We start from the raw sequence: 16,756 nt of genomic DNA, 5'->3' as shown, positions 1-16,756 counted from the left end.
ATAGCAAATCTCACTTCTAGTCTTGATTTATACTATAAGAATAGGCCAAAACTGACTCAGATGCATAGGCATGTTAATCAATAACATTTCCCTAACGGTTTCAATGTGATCTAATATCTTTTTGTAATCATCACCATACTCATATTTAGTGACTTCAATTGATTTAGGCATGTAGGTAAACGCAATTTTCAATGCGTTTAAAGCAGGTCCATTCATTTTTTCACTTATTTCCTCACTCATATAAAAAATTCCTCATCTAATTGTTTGGATTTTAAAGCGCCTTATTTAACTTGACCACTTCACGCAGACTTGCGATTGATTGTGTAAGTAAAAACCAGGCGAGTTATGTCGGTCCGCTGGAGTAAAAATAACCATGCTACATTATATGGCCCAACTTTCTCTAGATACCTTTGGCTAGCTTATTAGGCCGCTCTCTCATGGTTAACATCCGTATTTCAACAAAAGGATTTTGAACCGCGCTACGGGGATACAAATAAAGTCGCTATCCCTCCGAAATACAACATCAGCAAAATAACACTTTCCAAACCAATGTTCCCTAGCCCGTGGCGCTCACGATAGATCAATCCCATGATAAGCACACATGTCATCAGCATCGAGTTGGCGAGCCAGAATTGCTCGGCGCTCGAAATGGCAGCATAAATAGAGCCTTCTCTATAGGCTAAATCCGATGCTGCGATGAATAGCGTGTCAAATGCATTGCCGCCGATAATATCACCGACAGCCAAGTTTGGCGCGCCCATCCTAACCGCGGTGATGGCGACAACGAGTTCAGGAACTGACGTAGAGACGGCCGTAAACACTCCGCCGACAATGCTGTGTGACAAACCCGTTTTATCCCCAAGAGGTATTGCAAGTTGCGCGAGACCCCAACCAGCCAAGGCGACAATAGCCGCATAGCCGATAAATTGTAGCCAGAGCCTCCAAAGGTGACGGCTGCGATAGCGGTGACCCGCTGGTTCTGATGCAGTGTCGGCCGTCTTTCTCGGAAACCACATCGGCATGTGGTGCATACGGGCCAGCAGATGAACACCAAAAATATATGCAAAGATCACAATCACCGTCGCCGGATGGACGGCGAAGAAGCTGATAGTCGGGAAAGATAACGCTAGCGCATGGATGCTTAGTAAGGTCAGAAGAAAGGCTGACATGAATAGATTTTCAGCGGATGCAGCTGCGTGCTCCAGGTTCGCGCGCTTGTATGCAATATCAGCTAAAGCAAGAAACACGGTTTGTGCCGCTATGCCTCCTAAGCCGTTGCTTACTGCCAGTTCCGCGTATCCCGCGGCAGCGGCTGAAACGGAAGTCGTGATCCCAGACAGCGATGTTGATGCACCAATGAAAACCGCTCCCATAAGTGCTTCACCTAAGCCCGTATTGTGGGCAAGGTCGCGTGCGGTTTTAGTCATCTTGATACCAAACCAACCGATGATAGTTGTGATGCCAGCGAAGGCTGTCACAACAACCGCCAGCGACCAGCTGCCTGGGTCGACTATCATGTGAGTACTCCAAACATCCTGTTAGAACTCAATAATAGCAGTCAACAGCCTTTTTTGAATACCTATGATTGAGGTAAGTTTGCTAGCTTAATAACCCGTTTGGAATAAACACAGACGGCGCCAGTGAATCTGTATTCAAGATAACAATTTAGTCTTCATGGGTTGTTCTTTTTGCAAGGCATAAATCGCTTGTTGGACTTGGCCGATGCTTAATCCAGATTATGCACTTTTACGACTATTCAAACGGGAATAAGATAGATTTCATTCATTAATTACCCTCGAGATGTGTAATCGTCGTGACCAATATGCCAGGTCCAACTCAGCAGAAAGGCTTAGTACGAATCAAGTTAAAGAAGTGGTTAGTTTTATAAACTAGTATTTAAGCACAGAGCCAGTGTTGGCTGGATGAGGTCCCTCTGCCGGTGTTTTTCAAGCTCGTTTTCACTCTACACTTTCACCATCTTCGGTTAATGTCAGTAAAGCACCTACTGCATTTTTAAATGAATGGCCAAATTCGGTGATTATTTTCAACCTATTTTCTGCAGGCATATTCAAGTAATAGCAAAATAATAATGAAGATAATGGTGTAATAACGAGGCGGGATTACCGGGACAAAAAGTTAACAAACCAGTTGTGATGCAACTGGTTTTTAGAGCGTAAATCAAGTTAACAGCTCTGATTGAGGCTAACTTATAGCTAACTTATGACGACTTATGTCGTTTCTGCTTGCTTGGCCGCAATATAACTGTCGATAACCCGCTCAAGTAAGTCCAGAGGCATCGCGCCATTTTTTAAGACTGCATCATGAAACTCGCGTAGATCAAACTTATCGCCTAAGCTGTCTTTTGACTTTTGACGCAGCTCTAAAATTTTCATCATACCCACTTTATAAGATGTCGCCTGACCCGGCATTACAATATAGCGCTCAATTTCAGACACCACATCGCGCTCAGCACGGCCGGTATTATTGGCCATATACTCGATAGCCTGCTCTCGGGTCCACTTTTTATGGTGAAGCCCTGTATCGACAACTAACCTTACTGCTCGCAGTAACTCATCCGTAAGACGACCAATATTATCTGCAGGTTTTTTTTGAAACCCTTGCTCATAGGCTAAGCGTTCAGCATAAAGAGCCCAACCTTCGTTGTAGGCGGTAAAAGGGGCAAAACGTCGAATAAGTGGCATACCTTCCAGTTCCATCGCAATAGAAACTTGAAAATGATGCCCCGGGATCCCCTCATGATAGGCTAAGGTTCTCATGCCGTATTTAGGCGTTGTTTTGATATCGTACAAATTAGCGAAGAAGCGTCCTGGACGAGTACCATCCAATGATGGACCTTGGTAATACGCACCTGGTGCTGTTTTCTCTTTAAATTCAGGAATACGGACCACTTCCATTCCCGCTTTAGGGCGAATATTAAATGTCTCACCTAATCCTTGGTCAACTTCATCTAATATTGTTTGATAATCTTTTAGAATTTGTGCGCGGCCTGCATCGGAATCGTCATAATAAAACTCTTTTCTGGCAGAAAACTCATTCATTGCCGCCAAATATCCATTTGAAACATCAACGCCTTCAGCGTCAAAAATGGCCATCATTTCTAGGTGAATACGCGCCACCTCAGACAAGCCCAAGTCATGAATATAATCTGCGCTGTAATCTGTAGTGGTAAAAAATCGCAATGCTAATTTGTACGCTTTATCACCATCAGGCAAACGCCAGTAACCATCGTCAGTACCGGCTTTCGTTTTTAAGGTATCAAAGTAATCAATAAACAGGTCATAAGCTGGGTATACCGCATCACGAATAGCGACATCGGTTTGGGCTAAAATAGTTTGTTTATCTTCGTCACTGATGTCCTCAGCTTTATCCATTTTGGTTTGTAATGAGGTATACAGAATATTGTCTGTGGCAGGAGTCGCGATAAAACCGCGCATTTCATCTAACACGCGATCAATAACAAAACGTGGAGGAATGATGCCCATTTGTTCGCGTTTCTTAAGCCCCAATAAATATTGACCAAACTTGCGATTAACTTCTCCTAATCGTGACAAATAATTGTGCGCATCTTCTAGAGTATTCACTTGGTGAGTCGATTCCATAAAGCTTGGAAAAGCGCTTTGAATACCAAACATTTGGTTAGCGGGATAATTATGATATTGATATTTTTTGAACTCATCCAACATATCTAATAAATACAAGGCCACGTCTTTCGACAGTTGTTGATTTTCATCTAAATCAACATTTTGATATTGCATTAACCCCTTACGAAACTCGACCAATTCATCAAACATAGCTTGATCGTTGGCGGGATCAACATTATCTAAGTGAGCGTTATGACCTGTTATGCCTATTGACTCCAGAAAGCCTAATGACGTTAATGTTTCTGGGTCTTTAAAGGCCATTTTGACCAATGCTCGGTCGAGATAAGCCCTAAATAAAAAAGGTTTGTCTGCATACCATTCGTGTGCGGCAAATCCCCCACCCAGTGTCGCTAGTCCTAAGGTACCTACTGCGATCCATTTTAATGATTTCTTAATCATATCCATTCCTTTTGAAATACCTACATGACGAAAATAAGCATGACGATTATTACGTTAATAATGACAGCCGACATTGTTAACAATAAGTTAACACGCAATAGGTGAGCTTGCAGAATTTTGATATTATTTCAGGAATTTAAACAGTAACCGAGTGTAAATACCCAAACAAAATTGAAGCGAGCAAAGTGGACCAACGATGCCATTTCTCTTACGCCTGTTCTTCTAACTGAATAACATCATTTTTTTCAGCTTGGATGACGATAGCCTTTTGTGACTATTTGACGAGGAAAGGCACTAGGCTTAATCAATGACCAGATGAGTGAATCTTTGTTTTATCAAATTTTATTATCTACCTACAGGGTTAAATAATCCTTATTGATAGTCGTAAAATCAGTGAGTTAATGTTATTTTGCTTCGAGCAATGGATTTCTATCGCCTTAAAACAACAGCAATTAAAAGGATTTAACCCCATGAAAAACACGCTAGCGGCCATCACACTGGCACTTTGCTTAATTCCAGCCACCTCTTTTGCCCGCGATGATATTGGTAATTACTCTGTCACCGATGCATTAAGCACAGAGCAAGCAAACAATAAACTTGGCACAGATATAAGCTTTTATTTTGGCGATCAAGTTTATGGCGAACCTCAGCAGCAATTTGGTGAGTTCAGTACTAGCAAAAAAACTAATGCCTTTAATAAATCAGATCTTGAAGCCTGCCATTGGGTATTTTTATCGGCAATGATTACGCTCAAAGAGCGTGCAATTAAAGAGGGCGGTAATGCTGTCATTGAAATAAAATCTAATTATAAAAACAATCTGACTAGCAGCAATGACACTTTCCAATGCGGTGCAGGCACTTTCGTTGCTGGCGTTGCACTGACTGGCAAAGTGGTCAAATTGTAACCCATTAACAGCCAAGCATTCACCGAATTGCTTGGCGAAGTCTCAATATAATGATTATTTAACCTCAACCAGGGCACAGATGTGCGGTTATTTAACCAAAAATAACGTCATCGCGATTAATTTACGGTATGCTTAGCAAAAATGTTTAACAGCAGCCATTAATGCCCACCAATATCATTACTATGTTCCCTGAGTCGGCCGATAAGTCAGCGACTCCCCTAGCAATAAACTCTGCAGAACAGCCCGTAGCGGTGACGTGTTCAACTTGCCAAGCCTGTTGCTGCCGTCTTGAAGTGATGCTGATTACTGAAACAGGGGTGCCTGATGAGTATATTGATAACGATTCTTGGGGTGGAGAAGTGATGCTGCGGCTCGATGATGGTTGGTGCGCGGCGTTAGACCGAGACACTATGATGTGTTCGATTTACGAAAAGCGTCCGTTAATATGCCGTGAATTTGAAATGGCTGATTATGAATGTATTATTGAGCGTAAGAAATATTTACCGGAATAAATCAACATGACTAAAATATCATCACTACATGTTGCTGAGCGTAAATCGTGGCACCGAGCCTTCACAGCTTATTTTATTAAAAAATCTGCTCCCAAAGCTGAAATAATGTTAACGCTTGCTTGCACTTTATAGCCGTCGGTCTTTATCATAAGTACAATTTTTCAGGGCGAATAACCTTGCTTGTTCCGGCCCATTTCCAGCTTATATTTTACCTTTTCCAGGAGTAACCATGCCAAAAGTCAATCTGCTGTTATTATGCGGCGGTGGCGGTGCTGAACATGATATTTCGCTGATGTCGGCCCGTTTTTTTGAGTCATCTCTGGCTAAGTCAGATAAATTTTCAGTACTTAAATTAGTACTCGACAAGCGCGGACATTATCATACAGAAGACGGTAAATCATGCGATTTAACCAACCGTCGTGAAATCCGTTTTGAAGATGACCGCTCCCCAATATGGCCTGTTGATTATGTTATTCCGTGCATTCATGGTTTTCCCGGTGAGACAGGCGATATCCAATCTTACTTTAATTTAATCCAACTGCCCTACTTTGGTTGTGAGTCAGAAGCATCGAGCAACTGTTTTAATAAAGTCACCGCAAAAATGTGGTTTTCGGCCTTAGGCGTCCCTAATACGCCATACATTTTCTTGCACCAATTAAATGCTGATGCGATTAAACAAACCGAAGCGGCATTTGACAATTGGGGCTCGGTATTCGTGAAAGCGGCCTCGCAAGGTTCATCGGTCGGTTGCTATAAAGTCGATGTGAAAGCTGATATTGCCAACGTGCTACAAGACGCGTTTCGTTATGCCCCTTATGTCGTGGTTGAACAAACGATCCATGCGCGTGAATTAGAAGTGGCCGTTTATGAGTACCAAGGTAATGTGGTGGCAACCTTGCCTGGGGAGATTATTTGTAATACCAATACTTTTTATTCGTTTGAAGAAAAGTACGCCAAAAATAGTCAAGCTCGTACCGACGTAGTGGCAGATAACCTCAGCCCTGAAATCAGTCAGCAAATTCGTGACTATGCGGTAAAAGCATTTAAAGGAATGAAATTACGTCACTTATCGCGCATCGATTTCTTTTTAACCCAAGATAATCAAATCCTCCTAAATGAAATCAATACCTTTCCAGGATTAACGCCTATTTCAATGTTCCCGAAAATGTTGCAAAACCATGGTCACGATTTCACTGAATATTTAATTGATGCGATTGGACAACAGCTTGATTTAACGTAAGCGTTTTACTTAAGTCAGCTCGATAAAATAAACAAAGGCCAGCAAATTGCTGGCCTTTATGATGACATTAACCAATAAGTTAGAACCCTTCTACACCCGCCATATCAGGTAATTCGTGTGCAATCCCCTTATGACAGTCGATACAGGTTTTTTCACCGCTAGCCAGAGACGTTGAATGCATTTGTGATGCACGCGTAGACTGACGAGTGAAATCCATATAATCGAAGTTATGACAGTTTCGACACTCTAACGAATCATTGGCTTTAAGGCGTTTCCATTCATGCTCAGCCAGCTCGCGACGCTTACCTTCAAACTTTTCACGCGTATTGATGGTACCAAATATTTTGCCCCACACTTCCTTAGACGCTTGCATTTTACGGGCAATTTTATCGGTCCAGTTATGTGGTACATGGCAGTCTGGACACGTTGCACGTACCCCACTGCGGTTAGTAAAGTGAATGGTGCTTTGTAACTCTTTATAGACGTTATTTTCCATCTCATGGCAACTAATACAGAATTGCTCACTGTTGGAGAGTTCTAAAGCAGTGTTAAATCCACCCCAAAAAATTACTCCAGCGATAAACCCGCCGATAGTCAAAAAGCCTAAACTGTAATGGACACTCGGACGACGCAATACTTTCCACACCAGTTTTAGTTGCTCAAACAGTTTTGCAAACATAGTCACTCCTAATGCTTAACCGCGGCTTTCGCTTTAATTAATTGTTCAATATCGATAAAGTCATTTTCAACTAGTAACTTGGCATCTAATTGCGGTGCATGACATTGAGTACAGAAATAACGCCGTGGTGATAGATTAGTTAAGAAGTTATTATCCCGATCCATATAGTGAGTCACACTGACCATTGGCGCGGGTGAGCCACTGGTACGAGAATGACACTGGAGACACTTATTCACTTTAAGATCAATTTGATAACCATCAATTTTATGTGGGATAATCGGTGGTTGCATCGGATAACTACGTACCTGCTTAACATCGTTATTGACCACCTTTTGCATCGCAGGTGGTGTCGGTTCGATATTGATTGGTGCTAAACGTAATGTGTCGATTTTGTCTTCAGGTACGCTGGTAGCCATTACACTTACAGAGAAACCTAATAACGCGATAATCGATAATAATTTACCTGTTTTCATGGTCTGTCTCCTTAAGCCTTAACAATTTTTACGGCACATTTTTTAAAGTCTGTTTGTTTTGACAGTGGATCTGTCGCATCTAACGTTACTTTATTAATGAGTTGGCTGGCATCAAACCAAGGTACAAATACTAAGCCAACTGGCGGCTTATTACGTCCACGGGTTTCAATACGGGTTTTAATCTCACCACGACGAGATATCACTCTAATTTCATCACCACGGCGTAAACCACGCTTTTTAGCATCATCTGGATGCATAAAACACACCGCATCAGGGAAGGCTTTATAAAGCTCAGGGACACGTTGAGTCATCGAACCTGAATGCCAATGTTCAAGCACACGACCGGTAGACAACCAAATATCGTATTCTTCATCTGGCGACTCGGCAGCAGGTTCGTAAGGTAATGCGAAGATAACCGCACGGCCATCAGGCTTACCATAAAACTCATAGTCGCTACCGGCTTTAACATAAGGATCAGAACCTTCACGGAAACGCCATTTAGTTTCTTTGCCATCGACGACCGGCCAACGTAAACCATGCTCTTTGTGGTACACATCAAAGTCAGCTAAATCGTGACCATGGCCACGGCCAAAGGTAGCGTATTCTTCGAACAAGCCTTTTTGGACATAAAAACCAAAGTGCTTAGCTTCATCATTCAAATACTTAGGGTCAGCGTCGGCTAATGGGAATTTATCAACGTTGCCATTTTGATAAAGCACTTCATATAAGGTTTTACCTTTAAATGAAGGGTTAGCCGCTAACACGTCAGCTGGCCATACTTCGTCAGTAGTGAAGCGCTTTGAAAACTCCATTAACTGCCATAAGTCTGACTGTGACTCACCTGGGGCCTTGACCATTTGATGCCAGAACTGGGTACGACGTTCAGCGTTACCATAGGCACCTTCTTTTTCGACCCACATGGCTGTAGGTAAAATCAAATCGGCAGCTTGAGTGGTGACGGTTGGATACGCATCAGACACCACGATAAAGTTTTCTGGATTACGATAACCCGGCAAGCCTTCTTCGTTAATATTGGCGCCCGCTTGGATATTGTTGTTCACTTGAACCCAGTAGCAATTGAGATCGCCGTCTTTTAAGCGACGGTTCTGCTCAACCGCATGATAACCCGGTTTAGGCGGTATAATGCCACTTGGAATATGCCAAATCTCTTCGGCACGCTTTCTGTGCTCAGGGTTAGTCACTACCATGTCTGCAGGTAAACGATGTGAGAATGTGCCCACTTCACGCGCGGTACCACAAGCAGAGGGTTGACCTGTCAATGAGAATGGGCTGTTACCTGGAGTCGAAATTTTACCCACTAGCAAGTGAATATTATAAATCAGGTTATTACACCACACACCACGAGTATGTTGGTTAAAGCCCATGGTCCAGAATGAGGTGACTTTACGGTTAGGATCAGCATAAAGCTCAGCCAATTCGATGAGCTTATGTTCTGGTACACCCGATAACTTACTGACTGACTCAACATCGTAATCGGCAACATATTTGGCAAATTCGTCAAAAGTCATCGGCGTAGAATCACCTGCCGTCGCCACGTTTTTGGCCTTCATTTCTAAAGGGTGTGTAGGACGCAAACCATAACCAATGTCGGTAGTTCCCTTGCGGAAATTCACATGCTTTTTAACGAAATCTTTATTGACTTTGTCATGTTGAATAATGTAATTGGCAATAAAGTTAAGCATCGCCAAATCGGTTTGTGGGGTGAACACTATGGATAAATCAGAAAGATCAAATGAACGATGTTCAAAGGTAGACAATACCGCCACCTTAACGTGTGGCGCACTTAAACGACGATCAGTTATACGAGTCCATAAAATAGGATGCATTTCTGCCATGTTTGAGCCCCAAAGCACAAACGCATCGGCCGCTTCCATATCATCATAGCAACCCATTGGCTCATCAATACCGAAGGTGCGCATAAAGCCACCGACCGCAGATGCCATACAGTGACGAGCGTTAGGATCGATATTGTTCGAGCCAAAACCGGCTTTCATTAGCTTAACCGCGGCATAGCCTTCCCACACAGTCCACTGACCAGAACCAAACATACCAACCGCTGTTGGGCCTTTGGCTTTTATGGTGGCTTTCCAGCGTTCAGCCATAGTATCGAATGCTTTCTCCCATGTAATAGGAGTAAATTCACCATGTTTGTCATACTTGCCGTCCGTCATACGTAACATTGGCGTTTGCAGACGATCACGTCCATACATAATTTTAGACAGGAAATAACCTTTAATGCAGTTTAAGCCGCGGTTAACTTCACTTTTTGCATCGCCATGAGTGGCAACGACTTTACCATCGCGAGTGGCAACCATGACGGAACAACCTGTGCCACAAAAACGACAAGGGGCTTTGTTCCATTCTAATTTGGTTTGCTCAGAGCTAGTGATTAGGTTACTTGCACTCGTTGGTAACGCTAAGCCCGCAACACTTGCCGCTGCGATAGCGGCATTGGCTTTCATAAAATCGCGTCTATTCATATTCATACTTCACCTTCTTCAAGCTCTTCACTTTGGTGATACACCATGGTGGCAGTCAACACACCCGGAATAGCATTAATCGTTGATATATCATCCATCAAGGATCTTTGGCTCGGGCCTTCAACGACGACGACTAATTTAACGTCATTATTGGCTGATAACTCAGCATTCTCGATCGCCATAATTTGCTGTCTTACGTCAGCCATTTTATCTGGGTGTACTTGGACAATTAGGCTGGTTACGTGCAGTTCATTGCTCATATATCGCTCTCATATTGTTTATATTTTGAGGATTAACCCGCGCCTGGCGGCCCGGTTAAAATTTGGCTAAACCAGATGCTAAATCCAAGTGCGCTAACCAGTAACACAGATAAAATGGGGGCTAAAAAAACAGTCAAAAAGATAAAAATCTTTAACTCCAGACCCTTTTTGCTTTCGGTATCATTACTCATGGACCCTCCAAGAGTGGGGGATAAAAAGCAACAAATTATCATCACTTTGCTGCTTCATCATTAGGACTCGTGAGAATTTTAGCGCTAATCAAAGAACAAACTATATACTCACAAATTGGTAAAACGAGGTTAATATGATCTAGATCATCAATTTACATAAATCATTATCAAGTTGAGGGTTATTAAGCATAAATATTGATTAAATAAAGACTTACTTACCGATGTTATGACCAACTTCACCCTTTACTAACATTGAGTATAAGACACAATGAGAGGCTTCCCGCGATTAAAGGTTAGGTAATGGTTGATAGCCGGGGTTTGAAATGTGCGCTGAGGCGTTAGTGCTTGAATAAACAAATTTTAATTGCAGTGACCTTAATTGACTAAACAAGACTCCCTATCGCTAGCAGAATTTAACCGTCGCGATGTTGTTGAATTGCGCAAGAGAGGACTGAAATGACACTTGATGTAACATGGCGGCTCGGGTATTGATTATGTAAATGAATAATCACAGCTTAAGATTATAAATGCCGCGCTAAACCGAGTTAAAGATAAATATTCAATCTTGGTTCAAAAAAAACACCCTAGCCAACTCCCTTGAAAAACACCCCCCCACGACTTTCACTTTGCTCGGATGATGGGGTTTTCTCGCCAAATTAAATAAAAAAACCGATACTCAGTATCGGTTTGATATGTTCGTCAGCATAAATAGATTAATTAAGGCGATAACGCAGTACTTTTAATGATTTTTGCTCATCAATATCTGCAAAAACTTGCGGATTAGCAATTCGCTCAACATAAGTTAATGTTGGCGCAGTGCTAGCCACTTGTTGCATCAAAAAATCACAACCTAGCTCGGGCGCATTTAAACATAACAACACTTCACCTTGTGGAGCGAGTAAATCAGGCAGGCGTTTTAGTAGCCGATCATAATCTTTAGTGGCGACAAAACTGCCGCGTTGATTACTGGGTGGATCGGCCACAATCAAGTCATAAGGGCCAAGCTTGGTTAGCTTACCCCAAGATTTAAAAATATCATGGCCTAAATAACGCGCCCCAGCAGGTAAGTCATTTAATACATGGTTTTGCTTACCAATGCTTAACGCTCCTTTACTCATGTCCATGTTAACCACTTCATCTGCGCCGCCTTGCAAAGCGACTACCGAAAAACCGCAGGTATATGCAAATAAATTTAACACTTTTTTATGTTTAGCATGCTGCTTGACCCAAGCTCGGCCGTTGGCCATATCTAAAAACAAACCGTGGTTTTGTCCGCGCAAAAGATGCACTAAAAAATGCGCGCCATTTTCGCTGACCACGTGCTGTTCAGGTACTTGTCCATACAACAATTCACTCAAGGTTTGGCCACCTTGGCGGTATTGGTAGACCAAATTAAGTGGCTCATTTGGGCGTTGTTGTTGCCAAAAATTCACGATTGCAGTCACTAATTCATCGAGTTGCTCGCTTTCGAGCATTTTAAAACTGGTGAGTAATAACACCGGTTTGTACCAATCTAAACACAGATGCTCATCGCCTGCATATAACCCTCCACGACCGTGAAATAAGCGGAAAACATCATCACCTAGGGTCAAACTGGGTAGTACTTGTAAAAAACGCTTCATACACTCTCTTACTTTATCAGCTTATACAATCGATAGGATCAGGCATCAGTGGTTGATGACTTGGCTTTGGCAGCATTGTCGTTATCGTTATCATTTTCAGCGGCATTGCCAACACCCTTACTTGATTCTGTTTCAGTCGCCGCTAAAGTGTCAACTTCATCATTACTCGCAGATCCACTGAGCGTTTCCTCAACATCATCCGATAATAAAATAGCCAACCAACTACCCGATTGACTCGACTCAAGACCAATTTTAACAATCATGGTCAATGGCACTGACAACAACATCCCAACAGAGCCAAGCAGCCAGCCCCAAAAAATTAATGATAAAAAGACCACTAAGGTAGACAGTCCAAGGCCACGTCCCATAAAACGTGGTTCAACCACATTGCCCATCACCATATTGGTACCCACATACAGTAAACCGGTAATACCCGCAGCACCTGGGCCCATTTGGATAAAAGCCAATAACACGGCTGGGATGGCGGCAATAATGGACCCAATATTAGGAATATAGTTAAACAGAAAAGCAATCACCGCCCACAACAACGCATAGTCAACCCCAATGATGCTCAAGCCAATGCCTATCACAATCGCAGTGGCTATACTGACTAAGGTTTTTATCACCATGTATTGATTAACCGAATGTAAAAACTTATCGATTTGCTGGAGTCGCATATCGGGGTCATCTAACGCTAAATGGAATTTTTTAGGTAACGATTGTGCTTCAAATAACATAAAAACTATGGTCAGAATGATCAGAAATAAATTAGCCATGACATTGCCGACCCCAGAGAGCATGTTGGTGGTCATGGATAACGCCATACCAGGGTCAAAGTAGTCGAGCACTTTTTGCTTAGATATCTGAATATTAAAGCTTTGCAGTTTTTCAAGCACCCAAGCAAATTGCTCAATTAATTGCTGACGATACAACGGCATTTGCTGGGAAAATTCATTCACTGAACTGCCAACTAAACTGGCCAGCCACAGTCCCATTAACACAATAAACCCCATTAATAAGATGATCGACAGCCATTTAGGGATATGAAAACGCGACATCAATCGAATGGCAGGATTACAAATCACTGCTAAAAATGCAGATAAGACAAAAGGCACCACGATAGGGCTGGCCGTTTTAATCCCTGCTAAAATAATCACCACGCAGGCCATTACCACAAAACTGCGAACAGCCATGGGGGATTGTTGTATTCCTTTCATAGGGTGAAAAATCCTTATTGTTGCTTATTAAAATGATTCTATATGCTAAGCTAAACCCAGTAACATATTGCAATCTAAGTTAAAAATTATTGTCTATTCATATTCAGCTGATGCCAATATTGGCATTCAACCACTTTCAGGGACTTACTGACATAATATGAAACCAGAAACTGCCATTATACGCATTAAAAACTTACGTTTACGTACTTTTATTGGTATCAAAGAAGAAGAAATTAATAATCAACAGGATGTTATCATCAACGTGGTGATCCATTATTGTGCCGATAAAGCCCGCAACAGTAACAACGTAGCAGATGCATTGAATTATCGCACTATTACTAAAAAAATCATTGCCTTGATTGAGAATAACCGATTTTCTTTATTAGAAAACTTAACGCATCAAACCCTCTCTATTGCCAGTGAACATGATTGGGTTGAATTTGCCAGTGTTGAAATCGATAAACCCCATGCACTGCGCTTTGCAGATTCAGTGTCGATGGAATTATGCTACCAAAAACCGCAGTAGCAGCTATGTTACTCGCAGAATTTGTGATCATTTTTTAAGCTTATCATCGTATATAGCAACATTGAGTAAAGGGGGATTTACATGAGAATACTAATAACAGGCGCAACAGGATTTGTGGGTAAACAATTAGTCAAATCGCTTGGCGAGCACCAGCTGATCATATTGACGCGAAATGTTAGTAACGGAAAAAGTCTTCTTGGCAGCCATCATCAATACTGGCAAACCCTTGCAGACAAACCAGATCTTAACGATATTGATGCAGTAATAAACCTTGCAGGCGAACCTATAGTCAATAAACGTTGGAGCAACAAGCAAAAAAAACTGATCTGCGACAGCCGTTGGGACATCACTTCGGCCTTAACTCAGCTTATCCGTAAAAGCACCAATCCACCGCATACGTTTATTAGCGCCTCAGCCATCGGTTACTATGGCCGACAAGGCAACACACCTATTGATGAAACCAGTGGTTTTAATGCTGAATTTAGCCATGATATATGCCAGGAATGGGAAAACATTGCCCTTCAAGCTCAATCGCAACATACCAGAGTGTGTATTACGCGTATTGGTATTGTACTCGGCAAAAATGGCGGCGCATTGGCAAAAATGTTACCCCCATTCAAGCTTGGTTTAGGCGGCCCAATAGGTAATGGTGAGCAAGGGATGAGTTGGATCCACATCGATGATTTAATTAGATTATTGTGCTACTTACTCAGCAATCCAAACTTACAAGGCATCTATAATGCAACCGCGCCTCAGCCAGTTAGCAATGCAGAATTTGCTAAAGCATTAGGCAGTGCATTAAATCGTCCCGCCAAAATAACCACGCCACCATTAGCACTAAGGCTGGCAATGGGTGAAATGTCAGAATTACTCACTACAGGTCAATTTGTATTGCCAAAACGCACTTTAGCGGCAGGCTTTGGGTTTCAATACCGCGACATCAACAGTGCATTACAACAAGTGATTAACTAGTTTCTATATTAATGGCTAAACCCATTGTTTAATTTTATCGATAATAGGACCATAGCGTCGAGCGAGTGGTCGATGTTTTTTATAAATGACGAACAATGGTTCACTCACGACTACATGAGCTGTTTGCTCAGTGGCAAAAGATGCAATTCGAATATGCTCTGGTTGCGCAAAATGATCTACAGCAAATTGTGGTAACACAGCAAATGCTAATCCTTTAGCTACCGGCACCAGAATTTGGTTCAGTTGATTAACGTAACTTCGGATCGGCACCTGCATCGCTAACGCTTGTTTATCGGAAAAATACTGCTGGGTTATTTGCGACCAATAATGCATGCCGTCGGGGTGGCTGACCATGCCAAGGGCCATTAACTGTTCAAAGGTGACCGATTGATATGAGCACGACTCAGGTAATACCAAACACAATGCTTGTGTGGCTAATGGGGTGACGACCAAATCGTCCATATTAATCGACTGAGTGATAATGCCGACATCAATGGTATTGGCCATTACACTATCGATGATGCGGTGATTGGGCGCCGCTTCCAGTGAGATTTGTAATTGCTTATGCGGTAACTGGTAGTCAATTAGATGGGGATATAACAATAACGCCATCGATCCAGAACAAGCTAAACGACACTCGCCAATGTGCTCATCATCCACCGCTAATTGTGACAAAACTTGCCGTTGTTGTTGCTGCCAAACCAATGCTCGTTGATATAAAATAATCCCCGCCTCGGTTAGCTCAAAGCTTTTCCCTATTCGGATAAGCAAATCAACACCCACCTGCTGTTCAAGCTTTTTAATGTGCTGACTGACACCGGGTTGAGTCATAAAAAGCTGCTCGGCGGTGTGAGTGAAATGCCCTACTTCCACGAGTTTAATGAAGGTGGTTAACCATTGTTGATTTAACATATCGCGCCTCTATTTTACACCAAACACTTGATTACTATCGACAATGAATATCCTTTGTGCAAATGCTAACGTCACTGCTGATAATGAACATTGATAATAAAATGATAATAACAAAAAATTATCAATTTAAGTATTTTTAATAACTTATAACTAGCACACCATCTCATATAGTAACGCTATTAACTCGGGCGGTATAACGGACAACACGACTGCATTGTTAAGAAATTAAGAGGTTAAGAGGTTAAGAGGTTAAGGTGAGTGATACATATCCAAGTCGTTTTTCACATATTGGCATTTTAGTTACGGATATAGACGCTGAAGTTACATTTTTATACTGAAGTATAAAACCTGTATCACCTCGTTGAAAAATCAATATTTAATTGATTTAAAGTGAATAGTCTAACGAATGACAAAATAAGGCATTCCCTCCGTCCATGGAGGTCAGATGCAGGAGGTTGAACAACGCAGGACCCGTTGGCGAACAACATTATGCCTTTAAGTCTTCATCTTGATTAAAACAATTTGAATTCCCCCGGCATGACCCGCTAGTTAATACGATTAGTTTTTGCAATCCTCACCAACGCTTATAAAACTCATTTTTAAAATGTCAAACTTTAGAGTGACTTGACTGTGCCTAATTCCTTACTATTATTAAAAAGTTCAAAAAACAAACGATTTAATTAAT

The 16,756-nt window shown here is 42.0% G+C and carries 16 protein-coding genes; 5 read left to right on the top strand and 11 right to left on the bottom strand.

Annotated features, from left to right (window positions below; all coding sequences use genetic code 11):
• Positions 1-27: 27 nt before the first annotated feature.
• The 3 genes from AAEZ00_RS18495 to AAEZ00_RS18485 all read right to left on the bottom strand — a co-directional run bounded on the left by AAEZ00_RS18495 (position 28) and on the right by AAEZ00_RS18485 (position 4,061).
• On the bottom strand, positions 28-228 hold the full coding sequence (locus AAEZ00_RS18495; RefSeq protein ID WP_351089372.1) for a penicillin-binding protein: 201 nt from the start codon (positions 226-228) through the stop codon (positions 28-30).
• Between the two features lie 251 nt (positions 229-479).
• Positions 480-1,517 (bottom strand): sodium:calcium antiporter, encoded by a 1,038-nt coding sequence (locus tag AAEZ00_RS18490; RefSeq protein ID WP_198554718.1) that lies wholly within the window; start codon positions 1,515-1,517, stop codon positions 480-482.
• Between the two features lie 711 nt (positions 1,518-2,228).
• The gene (locus AAEZ00_RS18485; protein WP_351074779.1) at positions 2,229-4,061 is read right to left on the bottom strand and encodes a DUF885 domain-containing protein; all 1,833 of its coding nucleotides are present in this window, start codon (positions 4,059-4,061) and stop codon (positions 2,229-2,231) included.
• A 470-nt stretch (positions 4,062-4,531) separates the two neighbouring features.
• On the opposite strand from AAEZ00_RS18485, the gene AAEZ00_RS18480 reads away from it, so the two are divergent.
• The 3 genes from AAEZ00_RS18480 to AAEZ00_RS18470 all read left to right on the top strand — a co-directional run bounded on the left by AAEZ00_RS18480 (position 4,532) and on the right by AAEZ00_RS18470 (position 6,718).
• On the top strand, positions 4,532-4,966 hold the full coding sequence (locus AAEZ00_RS18480) for an excinuclease (RefSeq protein ID WP_351089370.1): 435 nt from the start codon (positions 4,532-4,534) through the stop codon (positions 4,964-4,966).
• 161 nt (positions 4,967-5,127) lie between these two features.
• A complete protein-coding gene (locus AAEZ00_RS18475) occupies positions 5,128-5,478 on the top strand; it encodes a YkgJ family cysteine cluster protein (protein WP_206191863.1) in 351 nt (116 codons plus the stop codon).
• A 229-nt stretch (positions 5,479-5,707) separates the two neighbouring features.
• Positions 5,708-6,718: a D-alanine--D-alanine ligase gene (locus AAEZ00_RS18470; protein ID WP_124013358.1), complete on the top strand. Its 1,011-nt coding sequence runs from the start codon at positions 5,708-5,710 to the stop codon at positions 6,716-6,718.
• A gap of 79 nt (positions 6,719-6,797) precedes the next feature.
• Here AAEZ00_RS18470 and AAEZ00_RS18465 read toward each other — a convergent pair whose 3' ends face one another.
• From AAEZ00_RS18465 to AAEZ00_RS18435, 7 genes are all read right to left on the bottom strand, one after another.
• The gene (locus AAEZ00_RS18465; protein ID WP_435805856.1) at positions 6,798-7,397 is read right to left on the bottom strand and encodes a cytochrome c3 family protein; all 600 of its coding nucleotides are present in this window, start codon (positions 7,395-7,397) and stop codon (positions 6,798-6,800) included.
• Positions 7,398-7,405: 8 nt separating this feature from the next.
• Positions 7,406-7,870: a nitrate reductase cytochrome c-type subunit gene (locus AAEZ00_RS18460; protein WP_101030360.1), complete on the bottom strand. Its 465-nt coding sequence runs from the start codon at positions 7,868-7,870 to the stop codon at positions 7,406-7,408.
• Positions 7,871-7,881: 11 nt separating this feature from the next.
• Positions 7,882-10,371, bottom strand: coding sequence for a nitrate reductase catalytic subunit NapA (gene napA / locus AAEZ00_RS18455; RefSeq protein WP_124013417.1), 2,490 nt, complete (start codon positions 10,369-10,371; stop codon positions 7,882-7,884).
• Positions 10,372-10,373: 2 nt separating this feature from the next.
• Entirely contained in the window at positions 10,374-10,631 is a 258-nt protein-coding gene (locus tag AAEZ00_RS18450) for a chaperone NapD (RefSeq protein ID WP_101030359.1), read from the bottom strand.
• Positions 10,632-10,663: 32 nt separating this feature from the next.
• Positions 10,664-10,822, bottom strand: coding sequence for a periplasmic nitrate reductase, NapE protein (locus AAEZ00_RS18445; RefSeq protein ID WP_101030358.1), 159 nt, complete (start codon positions 10,820-10,822; stop codon positions 10,664-10,666).
• A 713-nt stretch (positions 10,823-11,535) separates the two neighbouring features.
• Positions 11,536-12,444, bottom strand: coding sequence for a class I SAM-dependent methyltransferase (locus tag AAEZ00_RS18440; protein ID WP_351074783.1), 909 nt, complete (start codon positions 12,442-12,444; stop codon positions 11,536-11,538).
• 38 nt (positions 12,445-12,482) lie between these two features.
• On the bottom strand, positions 12,483-13,661 hold the full coding sequence (locus AAEZ00_RS18435; protein ID WP_351074785.1) for an AI-2E family transporter: 1,179 nt from the start codon (positions 13,659-13,661) through the stop codon (positions 12,483-12,485).
• 157 nt (positions 13,662-13,818) lie between these two features.
• On the opposite strand from AAEZ00_RS18435, the gene folX reads away from it, so the two are divergent.
• Positions 13,819-14,187 (top strand): dihydroneopterin triphosphate 2'-epimerase, encoded by a 369-nt coding sequence (folX, locus tag AAEZ00_RS18430; RefSeq protein WP_101030355.1) that lies wholly within the window; start codon positions 13,819-13,821, stop codon positions 14,185-14,187.
• Positions 14,188-14,268: 81 nt separating this feature from the next.
• Positions 14,269-15,159 carry a TIGR01777 family oxidoreductase gene (locus AAEZ00_RS18425; protein ID WP_351074788.1) on the top strand — a complete coding sequence of 297 codons (891 nt, stop codon included), beginning with the start codon at positions 14,269-14,271 and terminating at the stop codon, positions 15,157-15,159.
• 15 nt (positions 15,160-15,174) lie between these two features.
• Here the strand turns inward: AAEZ00_RS18425 and AAEZ00_RS18420 are convergent, their stop codons facing one another.
• Positions 15,175-16,071 carry a LysR family transcriptional regulator gene (locus AAEZ00_RS18420; RefSeq protein ID WP_124013362.1) on the bottom strand — a complete coding sequence of 299 codons (897 nt, stop codon included), beginning with the start codon at positions 16,069-16,071 and terminating at the stop codon, positions 15,175-15,177.
• Positions 16,072-16,756: the final 685 nt, after the last annotated feature.

This window comes from Shewanella sp. S1-49-MNA-CIBAN-0167, from assembly GCF_040310145.1.
Lineage (GTDB): Bacteria > Pseudomonadota > Gammaproteobacteria > Enterobacterales > Shewanellaceae > Shewanella > Shewanella psychromarinicola.
The sequence above is the reverse complement of the archived record's forward strand: the minus strand, read 5'-3'. Positions and strand labels throughout refer to the sequence as shown.